The sequence below is a fragment of the Hephaestia caeni genome (assembly GCF_003550065.1).
Lineage (GTDB): Bacteria > Pseudomonadota > Alphaproteobacteria > Sphingomonadales > Sphingomonadaceae > Sphingomonas > Sphingomonas caeni_A.
Window position 1 is genome coordinate 68,125 of the sequence record NZ_QXDC01000003.1, and the last position, 12,823, is coordinate 80,947.

General features: G+C 65.7%; 12 protein-coding genes and 1 tRNA gene. 11 read left to right on the forward strand and 2 right to left on the reverse strand.

Features of this window, described 5'->3' with window-relative positions; translation table 11 throughout:
- The first annotated feature begins 474 nt into the window (after positions 1 to 474).
- The gene (locus DFR49_RS08830) at positions 475 to 1,761 is read left to right on the forward strand and encodes an MFS transporter (RefSeq protein WP_119035419.1); all 1,287 of its coding nucleotides are present in this window, start codon (positions 475 to 477) and stop codon (positions 1,759 to 1,761) included.
- Here the strand turns inward: DFR49_RS08830 and DFR49_RS08835 are convergent.
- Positions 1,747 to 2,805, reverse strand: coding sequence for a LacI family DNA-binding transcriptional regulator (locus DFR49_RS08835; RefSeq protein WP_119035420.1), 1,059 nt, complete (start codon positions 2,803 to 2,805; stop codon positions 1,747 to 1,749). The two genes, DFR49_RS08830 and DFR49_RS08835, sit on opposite strands and share 15 nt — an antisense overlap.
- Before the next feature lie 408 nt (positions 2,806 to 3,213).
- On the opposite strand from DFR49_RS08835, the gene DFR49_RS08840 reads away from it, so the two are divergent.
- From DFR49_RS08840 to DFR49_RS08855, 4 genes are all read left to right on the forward strand, one after another.
- Positions 3,214 to 4,587: an FAD-dependent oxidoreductase gene (locus DFR49_RS08840; RefSeq protein WP_119035421.1), complete on the forward strand. Its 1,374-nt coding sequence runs from the start codon at positions 3,214 to 3,216 to the stop codon at positions 4,585 to 4,587.
- Positions 4,588 to 4,682: 95 nt separating this feature from the next.
- Positions 4,683 to 6,137 carry a mannitol dehydrogenase family protein gene (locus DFR49_RS08845; protein ID WP_119035422.1) on the forward strand — a complete coding sequence of 485 codons (1,455 nt, stop codon included), beginning with the start codon at positions 4,683 to 4,685 and terminating at the stop codon, positions 6,135 to 6,137.
- A 19-nt stretch (positions 6,138 to 6,156) separates the two neighbouring features.
- On the forward strand, positions 6,157 to 7,716 hold the full coding sequence (locus tag DFR49_RS08850; protein ID WP_119035423.1) for an alkaline phosphatase D family protein: 1,560 nt from the start codon (positions 6,157 to 6,159) through the stop codon (positions 7,714 to 7,716).
- A gap of 109 nt (positions 7,717 to 7,825) precedes the next feature.
- The gene (locus DFR49_RS08855) at positions 7,826 to 8,725 is read left to right on the forward strand and encodes an ROK family protein (RefSeq protein WP_211325849.1); all 900 of its coding nucleotides are present in this window, start codon (positions 7,826 to 7,828) and stop codon (positions 8,723 to 8,725) included.
- A gap of 109 nt (positions 8,726 to 8,834) precedes the next feature.
- Here the strand turns inward: DFR49_RS08855 and DFR49_RS08860 are convergent.
- Positions 8,835 to 8,924, reverse strand: a tRNA-Ser gene (locus DFR49_RS08860).
- A gap of 118 nt (positions 8,925 to 9,042) precedes the next feature.
- On the opposite strand from DFR49_RS08860, the gene hspQ reads away from it, so the two are divergent.
- The 6 genes from hspQ (at position 9,043) to obgE (ending at position 12,817) form a co-directional block, all read left to right on the forward strand.
- Positions 9,043 to 9,423 carry a heat shock protein HspQ gene (gene hspQ, locus DFR49_RS08865; RefSeq protein ID WP_119035424.1) on the forward strand — a complete coding sequence of 127 codons (381 nt, stop codon included), beginning with the start codon at positions 9,043 to 9,045 and terminating at the stop codon, positions 9,421 to 9,423.
- 118 nt (positions 9,424 to 9,541) lie between these two features.
- Positions 9,542 to 9,970, forward strand: coding sequence for a 50S ribosomal protein L21 (gene rplU / locus DFR49_RS08870; RefSeq protein ID WP_119035425.1), 429 nt, complete (start codon positions 9,542 to 9,544; stop codon positions 9,968 to 9,970).
- Between the two features lie 19 nt (positions 9,971 to 9,989).
- Positions 9,990 to 10,259 carry a 50S ribosomal protein L27 gene (gene rpmA / locus DFR49_RS08875; RefSeq protein ID WP_119035426.1) on the forward strand — a complete coding sequence of 90 codons (270 nt, stop codon included), beginning with the start codon at positions 9,990 to 9,992 and terminating at the stop codon, positions 10,257 to 10,259.
- A gap of 174 nt (positions 10,260 to 10,433) precedes the next feature.
- Positions 10,434 to 10,985, forward strand: coding sequence for a GNAT family N-acetyltransferase (locus DFR49_RS08880; protein ID WP_211325884.1), 552 nt, complete (start codon positions 10,434 to 10,436; stop codon positions 10,983 to 10,985).
- 143 nt (positions 10,986 to 11,128) lie between these two features.
- The gene (locus DFR49_RS08885; RefSeq protein WP_119035427.1) at positions 11,129 to 11,719 is read left to right on the forward strand and encodes a TetR/AcrR family transcriptional regulator; all 591 of its coding nucleotides are present in this window, start codon (positions 11,129 to 11,131) and stop codon (positions 11,717 to 11,719) included.
- Between the two features lie 51 nt (positions 11,720 to 11,770).
- Positions 11,771 to 12,817: a GTPase ObgE gene (gene obgE / locus DFR49_RS08890; RefSeq protein WP_119035428.1), complete on the forward strand. Its 1,047-nt coding sequence runs from the start codon at positions 11,771 to 11,773 to the stop codon at positions 12,815 to 12,817.
- The last annotated feature ends 6 nt before the right edge of the window (positions 12,818 to 12,823 follow it).

The following is a 12,823-nucleotide window of genomic DNA, read 5'->3' on the forward strand; positions in this document are numbered from 1 at the left end:
CGTCACGCCGTCTGCCGAGCGTTCTCAATATCGTTAATGTAACTCTGCCATATATCGCTATTGTCGTCAATATGGACATATTTCGTTGAAATATATTATGTTTATGTGAAAATTTGCCGTCTCGATGCCGCTATGGACAGACTCTCTATCCTAATTTACAATAACGATAATGTTACAGGGCGAGGATCAGCGATTGGCCTTTAAGGCACGCGATATGGATGCTGTGGCGCCCCCGGCCCCGCCGCACCCGCGACGGCTTGCGGTATCGCCGTCCAACCCGCGGCGCCGGCGCTCGCCTATCGCGATCGTGCGACAATCCGATGACCATCGCGCAATCGGGCATAGGGCAAACATCCGGCGTCGTTGCCGGGCCGGGGAGCAACGCGCTTCCCGCATCGATCGATTCATGGAAAACGGCGCCGTGCAGGAGTTCGACGCGCCGGTACGCCAACCTCAACCGATTGGACCTGTCAGATGACGCAAGCCCCGCCAGCAGATACCGGCGCCGCACCGGCCAAGAAGATGCCGCGCAAAGCCTGGTTCATCATCGGACTGTTGATGGCGCTGCTGGTGCTCAACTATTTCGATCGGCAGACGCTGTCGATTCTCAAGCCGATCATGAAAGACGAGCTGGCATTCGACGACGAAGCCTATTCGTTGCTGACCTTCGCGTTCATGCTGCCCTATATCGTCATGTACGTCGTGAGCGGCCGGCTGATCGACCGGTTCGGAACACGGATCTGCATGACGCTGTTCGCGGTCGGCTGGTCGGTTGCGAACATCGCGTCGGGCCTGTCGCACAGCTTCAGCCACCTCGCCGCGTCACGCGTGCTGATGGGCGCAGCGGAGCCCGGCGCTTTTCCCGTCGTTCAGCGTGCCATCCTGAACTGGGTCCCGATCGAGCGCCGCGCGCTGGCGATCAGCATCGCCACGCCGGCCGGCAATATCGGCGCCATTCTCGCGCCGCCGCTGATCGCGGTGCTGGCGACGGCCATCGACTGGCGCGCCGCCTTCGTGATTCCGGGTGCGATCGGGATCGTCATCGCGATCCTGTGGTGGTTCACCGACACCCGGCATACGCCGCCTGCCCAGCCGATCGCGGATGCCGCGCCGACGCTGCCCGAGCCGGTCGACGAAGGCGACGCCTCGATTCGCGGGCTGATGCGCGACAAGAGGTTCTGGTCGATCATCGCGGCGCGGATGCTGAGCGATCCGGTCTGGTATTTCTATCTGTTCTGGATTCCCGGCTATCTACAGGAGCGCGCCGGGCTGTCGCTGTCCGAACTGGGGGTCGTCGGCGGGCTGCCGTTCATCGCCGCCGTGCTGGCGTGCATGGTGCTGGGCCGCATAGTGGATCGCTTCACCGAGCGCGGCCACGATTCGATCCGCGTCCAGCTTTGGATTTTCGCGCTCACCGCCGCGCTGATGCCGCTGGGCGCACTCATCACCATGACCTCGAGCGTGGCGGTGGCGATCATCATCATCACGATCGTCGTCGTGGTCTGCCAAGGCTGGTTCGTAGGCTATTACGTGCTGCTGGCGGGCCTGTTTCCGGCGCGCGTCAATGCCTCGGCGGTGGGAATCCTCGGCGCGGTCGGCGCCAGCACGGCGCTGGTGTTCAACCTGTTCGCTGGATCGATCCTCGCGCATTTCGATTATGTCGCGCTGTTCACCGGACTGGCCGTGCTGCACCCGCTATCGGCGGTGATCCTGATCGTGGTGATCGGGCGCAGCCGGCGCAAACGATCAGCGCATGCTTGACGCGCGGATGACGAGTTCGGGAACGATGTGATCGTTGACGACGCGATCGTCCGCCTTGCCCTGAATCCGGTCGAGCAGCCGGCGCGTGGCGCGTCGGGCGACCTCCTCGAAGGGCAGGAGCAGTGTCGACAGCGGCGGCTCCATGAACCGGGTGAACGGGTGGTTGCCCCATCCCATCACCAGCACGTCGTCGGGAATCCGGATGTTGCGCTCACGCAGCGCGCGGTACAGGCCGAGCGCATAATAATCGTCCCCGACGACGAAGGCATCGGGGCGCCGACCGCGATCGAGCAGGTCGCTGGCGACGCGATAGGCGTCGTCGGCATGCCATGATTGGGAAACGCGAAACGAGCGCGCCGGCGGGACGAGCGCGAGATTGTTGCGCGGGTCGAACGCAAGCCCGTGCCGCTCGAGCGACCGCCGGAATCCCTCGGTGCGAAGCCGGATGGTGGAAAACGGCATATCTTCGTCGAGCAGTACGACGTCCTTTGCGCCCCGTGCCAGGACGGCGTCGGTGGTGAGCTGGATGCCCGCCTCGTTGTCGGTGGAATAGAAATCGACGTTCAGTTCTGGCAGTTCGCGGCTGACGAGAACCAGGGGAATGCCGGCCTTGATGATCGGCGTCCAGGCGGTCGAACGCTCCTGCACGGGCGCCGCGATGAGACCATCGAGCCCGGATCGCAGCGCCCTGTCGATGGCGTCCTGCTCGCGTTCAGCCGATTCGTAGGAGAGCAGCAGCAGAACCGTGTAGCCGGCGTGCTGCGCCTGTAATTCGACCTCGCTCACCAGATCGGAGAAGAAGGGGTTGGAGATGTTGGTGACGATCACCCCGATCGTCTTGCGCGAGCCGAGCACCAGCGAGCGGGCGTGGACGTTCGGAACATAGCCGAGACGCTCGGCCTCGGCCTTGATCAATGCCCGGGTCGTCGCGCTGACGCCCGATTTGTCGTTGAGCGCGCGCGACACCGTATTGGCCGTCAACCCGACGGCCTTCGCCAGATCCTGAAGAGTGGGCTGACGACGCCCCTTGATCACCTCCGCCATGCCCCGCGTCTCCCGTTTCGACACCCGGAGTCTAGCGCCCGACACGGCAGGCGCCAAACTTACATTATCGTTATTCTCCTTTCTCGATTTCTAAAGGACCCCTTCACGCAAGCAGGATTGCGTATATGAAAAATATACATTTTATATCAACTTTATACCTATTATATTGACGGCCACAACCCTGTGTGGCAAGGGTACATTAACGCTATCTAACGAGGCGGAAAATGGCAGATGGTCACGCGGAAGAAGCAAGGTTCGATCATGCAATCGCTGCACAGGCCTGCCGCTGGCGCTCGACTTGGCATTGCCAGGCAGCTTGCGTCGCCGGCTGAGCCAATCCGGGCGACGGCAGCCCAACGCGTTTCCCTTCACCCCCAAACCAGCCAATAAGAAAGAAGCCTGTCCGCGATGTTCAAGCAGAATGCGTCGATCCACCTGCCCAGCAGCGAGGTGCCCGTCGCCGGCACGTATGACGTCGTCGTCTGCGGCGGCGGGCCGGCGGGCCTGATCGCGGCGGTGGCCGCGGCGCGCAATGGCGCGAAGACGCTGCTGATCGAACGCTATGGTTTCCTCGGCGGCATGTCGACGAGCGCGCTGGTGACGCCGATCAGCGAGTTCCGCCATTTCGGCAAGCAGCATATCGGCGGAATCCCGTTCGAGCTTCTTCGGAAAGCGGCCGAACTCGGCGGCGCGGACGTGACGCTCGAAAGCGGGAATTTCCCCGTCAACGACGAAATCCTGAAGCTCGCCGCGCAGCGCCTTCTGCTCGAAAGCGGGGTGACGCTTCTCTACCATAGCTGGTTTTCGGACTGCGTGATGGAGGGCGATCGCGTCAGCCACGTCGTTGTTCAGAACAAGGCGGGCCGCGTCGCCTATGCCGCGGAGATCTTCGTCGATTGCACCGGCGATGCCGACCTTGTGCGGGCAGCGGGCTTCCCCACCACCAAGGGCGACGTCCTGCAACCGGCAACACTCTGGTTCCAGTTGGGCGGCGTCGACACCGATGCGCTCGACCATCTTTTCCGCGACGCCGTCGACGGGATGCTGCCGGTATCCGAGGTGATCCGTTCCCGCCTGCTCGAACTCAACGAACAGGACGAGATCCCGATTTTCGGCGGGCCGTGGATCAACAAATTCTTCCACGACGGCATGGTGAGCATCAACGTGCTCCGCGAGGCGACCGATGCGAGCGATCCGGCGTGGTTCACGCGGACCGAATGCAGCCTGCGCGAAAACCTGCAACTCATCATCGAGATATTGCGCCGCGAATTCCCGGAGTTTCGGGACTGCTGGCTGGCGAAATCGGGTATCCAGACGGGCGTGCGCGAATCGTACCATATCGTCGGCCTCTATGAGCTTCAAAGAGACGACATCCTGTTCCCCAAGGCCTTTCCCGACACGATCGCGAAAGGCGCGCACGTCATCGACATCCACGCGAGCGACAGCAACGACCAGAACGGCCTCGTCATCCCGCGGCAGGAATATAACGTTCCGTTCCGCTGCCTCGTGCCGCAAGGCAGCGTCAATCTCGTCACCGCGGGCCGCTGCCTCAGCGCGGACGGCCCCGGATTCGGCTCGGTCCGCGTCATGGCGACGTGCATGGCAATGGGCCAGGGCGCCGGGACGGCCGCCGCGCTGAGCGTCCGGCACGGCTACAGCATGTCCGACATGAATTTCGAGCATCTGCGACAGACGCTGATCGAGCAGGGCGCGGTCGTCGATTTCGACAATGTCGTCAATCCCGAGGCGCCGATCGAACTGTCGGTCTACCCGGCCATCTGATCCCCCGCTGAAAGGGGGAGGAGGGAAAGTTGTTCACATGATGCGGGGCGCCCTTGACCACCGGGACGTCGACGGCGGCAATTGGATGGCATGACATGAGCGTCGCCCAGCCTTGTTACGATCGCAGCCGGTTGACGCCGGGTATCGTCCATATCGGTCTCGGGAATTTCCATCGCGCCCATATGGCGGTGTATCTCGACGACCTGTTCGCCCGCGGCGAAGACCACGATTGGGCGATCCTGGGCGCCGGCGTCCGCCCGGCCGACGCGAGGATGCGCGATGCGCTCAAAGCGCAGGACTGCCTGTCGACGGTGATCGAACTTGATCCCGAGGGAAAACGCGCGCGGCGTATCGGTGCGATGATCGATTTCATCGCCGTCGATCCATCGAACGGGCCGCTGATCGCGGCGATGTCGCGGCCGGAAATCCGTATCGTGTCACTGACCGTCACCGAGGGCGGCTATTTCATCGATCCCGCCACCGGCCGGTTCGATCCGTCAGCGCCCGACATTGTTGCCGATAGCGCCGCCCCGGATCGTCCGACGACAGCGTTCGGCGCGATCATCGCCGCGTTGCGGAACCGCCGCGAGGCCGGGGTTGCGCCCTTCACGGTGCTGTCGTGCGACAACCTGCCCGGCAACGGCGACGCAGCACGCACCGCGACTGTCGGGCTTGCCCGCCTGTCCGATCCCGATCTTGCCGAATGGATCGATGCCACCGCGACCTTCCCCAACGGCATGGTCGATCGGATCGCGCCGGCGACAGGCCCGCGCGAATGCGCGATGGCGGCCGCGTTCGGCCTCGACGATCCGGTGCCCGTAACGTGCGAGCCGTTCCGCCAATGGGCGCTGGAAGACCGGTTCGCATCGGGGCGGCCGGCGTTGGAAAAGGTGGGCGTTACCTTTACCAGCGACGTTCACGCCTTCGAGACGATGAAGATCCGCATCCTCAACGGGGGCCATGCCATCATCGCCTATCCGGGCGGGATCAAGGGCATCGGGCATGTCCATGACGTGATGGCCGACGAAACAATCGCCGCTTTCCTCGACCGAATCGAAACCGACGAGATCCTGCCGATCGTGCCGCCCGTTCCGGGCCAGGATCTGGACGATTACAAGCGCTTGATCCGCGATCGCTTCGCCAATCCCGAGATCGCCGACACCGCGCGGCGGCTGTGCTTCGACGGGTCGAACCGGCAACCGAAATTCATCATCCCTTCGATCCGCGACAACATCGCCCGGGGCGTTATGCCTGAAGGGCTGATCCTCGCCAGCGCACTGTGGTGCCGCTATTGCTACGGCATCGATGAGCACGGGCAGGCGATCGCCCCCAACGATCCCAACTGGGAGACGCTGACGGCCGCGGCCCACGAGGCGAAGCAAAACCCCGCACGGTGGATCGCCATGCGCGCGATCTACGGCGATCTCGCGGACGATCGCGACGTCGTCGCGGCCTTTGCCGACGCGCTGCATCTCGTCTGGAGCCAGGGAGTCGACGCCGCCATGTCACAATACATCGCGAACAGGCCCGATCGGGCACGTCACTCATGACCAGAGCGAGAACCGCACGATGACCGGATTTGCGTTCGACCGCCGCACCCTGCTTCGCGCCGGCGGGCATGCCGCGCTGTTCGCCGCGCTGGCCCGCACGCCGGCGCTGGCCGCGCCCAAATTTCTCGACGATCCCTTTGCATTGGGAGTCGCCTCGGGCGATCCGGCGCCGGACGGTTTCGTGATCTGGACGCGCCTCGCGCCGAAGCCTTTCGAACCCCACGGCGGCATGGCCGCCGAGGCGGTCCAGCTCGGATGGGAAGTGGCGGAGGACGACGCCTTCCGCAGAATCGTATGCGCGGGCAAGGCGCTCGCGCGGCCCGAGTTGGCGCATTCGGTTCACGTCGAGATCGCGGGCCTCAGCAGCCATCGCCGCTATTGGTATCGCTTCGTCGTCGACGGGATTCGCAGCGACACCGGCACGGTCCGCACCGCGCCCGCCGCCGGTGCGGCGCTCGACCGCCTGCGCATCGCGGTCGCGGGCTGCCAGCATTACGAACGCGGCCTCTTCACCGCCTGGCGCCACATCAGCCGCGAAGCCGATCTCGATGCCGTCTATCATTACGGCGACTATATTTACGAGGGGAAGCCCGCCAGCGCGGCCGCGGCCACCAAGGCGCCGCTCGTTCGCCACCATGACAGCGACGAAATCTACAGCCTCGACGATTATCGGCGGCGCTACACGCTCTACAAGGTCGATCCCGATCTGAGGGCCGCGCATGCCACCGCGGCGTTCGTGTCGTCGTTCGACGATCACGAGGTCGAGAACGACTGGTCGGGCGATCTCGACGCGAGCAGCACGCCGCCCGAAATCTTCCTGCTGCGCCGGGCCGCGGCGATGCAGGCATGGTACGAACATAGCCCCGTGCGGATGCGCCAATTCCCCTATGGCGGCGCACCGCAGACGTATCGGCGGCTCGATTTCGGCCGGCTGATGCGCCTTCATGTCCTCGACAAGCGCAGCTATCGCAGCATCCGCCTGTGCGAGAAGCCGGGCGACGGCAATTGCGTCGATACGCGCGACGCGCCGGATACGATGCTGGGCGATGCGCAGGAACGCTGGCTCGGCGACGGGCTGACCAGCGCCTTCGACTGGAACCTGCTGGGGCTCGGCGGCCTCGTCATGCCCTTCGACCGCTCGGCGCAGAAAGTGCCCTCGAACGGCTACGACAATTGGACGGGCTATCCCGACGCGCGCGAGCGGCTGATCAAAATGATCGGCGAGCGTGGCAAGAACGTCGTCATCACCGGGGGCGACAGCCATATGTTCTTCATCGGCAACGTGCCATCGCGGCGCGGCGATCTGGAAAGCCCGCCGGCTGCGCCCGAGTTCCACGCGACGTCGATCAGCTCGAGCAGCAGCAACGGGCTTCCCATCGGCCCCGATCCGCGCAAGGCGACCAATCCGCACATCTCGATGATCCACGATCAGCGGGGCTATCTGGTGTTCGATGTCGCGCCGAAGGCCTGCAACGTCGACCTCCGCGTCGTCGATCAGGTGTTCACGCCGGGCGGCAACGTCAGCACGCTGGCGCGCTACGTCGTCGAACCCGGCAGGCCGGAGGCGATCCGGGCCTGATGGTCGCTCGCGACCGCGGCCGCGATTTCCTGTCGCGCACGACGCGCTATAGTGCGCTTGCGGTACACCGAAACAGCGGCGGCCCCTGCCCGCCTTCCGCGAGGATCACATGGCCAATTCTCCCCTGATCGCCGGCCTCGAACTAGGCGGCACCAAATGCGTCGCCATCCTCGGCACCGGGCCTGGCGACGTTCGGGCACGCGACACCGTGCCGACCACCGATCCCGCCACGACGCTGGCGGCGCTCGAGCAGGTGCTCGACGGCTGGCAGTTCGACGCGCTCGGCATCGCCTCTTTCGGCCCGCTCGATCTCGATCCGCGCAGTCCGGCCTATGGTTCGCTCAGCGCGACCCCCAAAGCCGGTTGGGCGGGAACCCACCTGACCCGCCGACTCACCGCGCGCTACGGCACGCCGCTGGCGATCCAGACCGATGTGGTCGGCGCGGCCTTCGCGGAACAACGCTGGGGCGCAGCGCAGGGGCTGGCAAGCCATTGCTATATCACGATCGGCACCGGGGTCGGCGTCGGGCTGATCTCGGGCGGCCGGCCGGTGCAGGGCGCCGCGCATGGCGAAGCGGGGCATATGCGCGTGCAGCGCGTGCGCGGCGACGATTTCGGCGGCGCCTGCCCGTTCCACGGCGATTGCGTCGAAGGGCTGATCGCGGGGCCGGCGCTTGCACAAAGGTTCGGCCGGCCGGGGCGCGAGATTGCCGATGGAGATCCCGAATGGGACCTGTTCGTCCACGATCTCACCGGGCTGCTGCATAATCTGGTCGTCACCGCCGCGCCCGAACGGATCGCCATCGGCGGCGGCGTGATGACGTCTCGCGCGCGCCTGTTCCCGAAGCTGCGCGCCGCGCTGGCGGCAAGCATCGCCGGCTACGGCTCGTTCGCCGCTTATGCCGATCAGCTCGACGATCGCCTGGGGCCGCCGGGGCTCGGGGCGCTGGCCGGCCCGCTGGGCGCGCTCGCGATGGGGCTCGAAGCCATGGACGAAACGCGCGGGTAACGCGCGAGCGCTGGCGCTGCTGAACGAGCTTGATCCACTGGCGTGTAAAGCGGCACCGCTGCCGATTCAGCGGGCTGATCCGAGCCCTATATCGAAACGGGAGACTTTATGGCGGAGAGGGTGGGATTCGAACCCACGGTACCCGTAAAGGCACAACGGTTTTCGAGACCGTCCCAATCGACCACTCTGGCACCTCTCCGCAAGAAAGGTATCCGCGAGCAAGCGCGGCGGCCGATGTGCGCGCGGCGTCTAACCCAATCGATACCGGCCCGCAAGCGCCGGGTTGTGCGCCGCCGAATCGCCATTAGATTGGGGGCATGGATCGTTCCCATCCGCTGCTTCCGCACACCGACGCCGACACGCCGCTTCCGGCGGTCGCGCACGCGAATTTCACGATCGGCGATGTCGTACGTCACCGCATGTTCGATTTCCGCGGCGTGATCTTCGACATCGATCCCGTCTTCGCCAATACCGACGAATGGTATGACGCGATCCCGCAGGATCTGCGCCCGCGCAAGGACCAGCCCTTCTACCACCTGCTCGCCGAGAACGGCGATTCGAGCTATGTCGCCTATGTCAGCCAGGGCAATCTGGTGCCCGACGACAGCGACGAGCCGGTCGATCATCCGGCGCTGTCGGGGCTGTTCACCGATTATCAGGACGGCCGCTACATGCTGCGGCGCGAACACCGGCACTAAATTCGCACGGGCGCCGACCAAGAGGCGTTGACAGAATCGGTCCGCTGGCATAGGCGGACCCCCTTTCCCGCCGGGCCTGGCTCGCGCGGGCACATGCATTTGGAAAGTGATGAGGGCCATGTTCGCAGTCGTGCGCACAGGCGGCAAGCAGTATCGTGTTGCCGCCGGAGACAAGATCGTCGTCGAGAAGATCGGCGGCGAAGCCGGTGACAAGGTGACGCTGGGCGACGTGCTGCTCGCGGGCGAGGGCGCCGAGTTGAAGGCGGTCGACGGGCTCACCGTCGGCGCCGAGATCGTCGCGCAGGCCAAGGGCGAGAAGGTCATCGTCTTCAAGAAGCGCCGCCGGCACAATTATCGCCGCCGCAACGGCCATCGCCAGCAGCACACGATCCTGAAGATTCTCGCCATCGGCGAAGAGAAGAAGGAGGCCGAGCCGAAGAAGGCCGCCGAGCCCAAGGCGGAAGCCGCGGCGGAACCGAAGGCTGCCGCGCCCAAGAAGGCGCCGGCGAAGAAGGCGGCGGCGAAGCCCGCGGCCGACAAGGCCTGAGCGCGAAGGAGTTTAGACAATGGCACATAAAAAAGCAGGCGGTTCGTCGCGTAACGGCCGCGATTCGGCAGGCCGTCGTCTCGGCGTGAAGAAGTTCGGTGGCGAAGTCGCCATTCCGGGCAACATCCTCGTGCGCCAGCGCGGCACCAAATTCTATCCCGGCCGCAATGTCGGCATGGGCAAGGACCACACGCTGTTCGCGCTCGTCGAAGGCCGCGTGACCTTCCACCAGGGCAAGCTCGGCCGAAAGTTCTGCTCGGTAGACGCGATTATGGCGGCGGCCGAATAACATCGGGTGACCATCCGGGTCGCCCACCGAGGCGATCCGGGTTCCACCGCAATCGGAACCATCAAGGGAGACGGGTCGCCCCGGCTCCCTTTTTTGTTGCTCCCTCCCCCGCTGTCTCGGACGCGTCACGGTGACGCGTCATGGGGCCGCTCAAAAGCGTGAGGAGAGCGTATGATGTTCGCCCGTACCAAGAGACTGACCCTGCGGCCCGGCTGGCCCGAGGACGCGCCCGCCCTGCGCCGCGCGATCGGGCACGAAGCGGTGGTCGCCAAACTCGCCCGCGCGCCCTGGCCCTATGCGCTGGAGGACGCCGAGGCGTTTCTGTCGCTGCCGCGCGGCGCCGCGCAGCCGAGCTTCCTGATCTGCGCGCGCGAAGGCGATACCGCCGAGATCGTCGGCGGGATCGGCATCCACCGCGCCGAGGACGGCGCGCACGAACTCGGCTACTGGCTGACGCCCGCCGTCTGGGGACGCGGCTATGCGACCGAGGCGGGCCATGCGGTGATCGCGATGGCGCGCCACGCGCTCGGCTATCGGCGGCTGCACGCCTGGCATTTCGTCGACAACCCCGCGTCGGCGCGCGTACTCGCCAAGCTCGGCTTCCGCCCGACCGGCCGGACCGAGCCGCGGCGCTCGATAGCGCGGGGCGGCGTCGCGCCGGGGGCAGCGTACACGCTCACGCTCGACGAAGGGGAGAGCGACGATCCGCTCCGCATGGCGGCGTAGGCTCCTTATGCGCCTGTGAAAGCAGGCGTCCGGAATTGCGGGCGACACACGTTGGGCTCTGGATTCCCGCTTTCGCGGGAATCCTGCCCGGCGCACGCCCTCGCCTTGATCTTCCCTGCGAATCCGCCGACAGGGAAAGGATAATGGCCGCCACCGCCCTCGCTTCCCGTCGCCGGATGACCCCGCAGGAATCGCGCGACGCCGCGCTCGAGGCGGCGCGCGCGCTGCTGCTCGAATCGGGGCCGCAAGCGGTCACGCTCAAGGCGGTCGCGGCGCGGATCGGGCGGACACACGCCAATCTGCTCCACCATTTCGGCTCCGCGGCGGGACTGCAAAAGGCGCTGATCGAGCGGATGGCGGGTGCGATCACCTCGACCATTCGCGACGCGGTGCTCGAGGCCCGCGCGGGCGATCAGGATCCGCGCGAAGTGGTCGATCTGACCTTCGATGCGTTCGGCACCGGCGGCGCGGGCGCGCTCGCGAGCTGGATGATCCTGTCGGGCGACGAGGACGCGCTCGACCCGATCCTGACCGCAATCCACGATCTGGTCGACGAACTCGCGGAGGGAAACGACGATGCCCACCCCATCCACGAGGAAACGTTGCAGCTCGTGCTGATGGCGCTGGGCGACGCGCTGCTCGGCGGGCCGATGGCGCGCGCATTGGGCCTGCCGCGCGACAAGGCGCGCGATCTTGCGTCTGACATGCTGCTCGGTGGGCGGAAAGCGGAATAGAGCGTCAGACTGCGGGGTGGCGAAACCCGCAGCTTTCGCTATCTAGCGGCCATGCATTTCCTTGATCAGGCGAAAATCTTCGTGCGCTCGGGCGCCGGCGGACCCGGCGCGGTGAGCTTTCGCCATGAAAAGTTCATCGAATACGGCGGGCCGGACGGCGGCAACGGCGGCAAGGGCGGCGACATCATCTTCGAGGCAGTCCACGGCCTCAACACGTTGATCGACTTTCGCTACACCCAGCATTTCCGCGCGCCGCGTGGCAAGGGCGGTGCGGGATCGAACCGCACCGGCGCGGGCGGCGACGATCTGATCATCAAGGTGCCGGTGGGCACGCAGATCCTGAGTGAGGACAAGGAGCATGTGCTGCTCGACTTCACGCGCGAGGGCCAGCGCGAGGTGTTTCTGCGCGGCGGCGACGGCGGCCGCGGCAATCTGAGCTACAAGACCTCCACCAACCGCGCGCCGCGCCAGCACGGCACCGGCTGGCCGTCCGAAGAGGCATGGGTGTGGCTACGGCTCAAGCTGCTGGCCGATGCCGGGCTGGTGGGGCTGCCCAATGCCGGCAAATCGACCTTCATCAATGCGGTCACCAACGCGCAGGCCAAGGTGGGCGAATATGCCTTCACCACCACCCGCCCCCAGCTCGGCGTGGTACGCCACAAGCAACGCGAATTCGTGCTCGCCGACATTCCCGGCCTGATCGAGGGCGCAGCCGAAGGCGCGGGGATCGGCGACCGCTTTCTGGGGCATATCGAGCGCTGCCGGGTGCTGCTCCACCTCGTCGATGCGAACGACGAGGATGTCGCCACCAGCTACGGCATCGTACGCGACGAACTCGCCGCTTATGGCGCGGGGCTCGACGGCAAGCGCGTGATCGTCGCGCTCAACAAGATCGACACACTCGACGACGAACTGATCGACGCGCTGTCGGCCGAACTCGAACAGGCAAGCGGCGCGCCGGTCATCCCCGTCTCGGGCGTCGGCGGCACGGGGGTCGACTGGGTGCTCGACAAATTGGTCGAGGCGCTCGGCCCCGCGCCCGACGCGGTGCCCGACAATGACGAGGGAGAGGAGGCGATCGAATGGTCGCCGCTATGAAGCGCC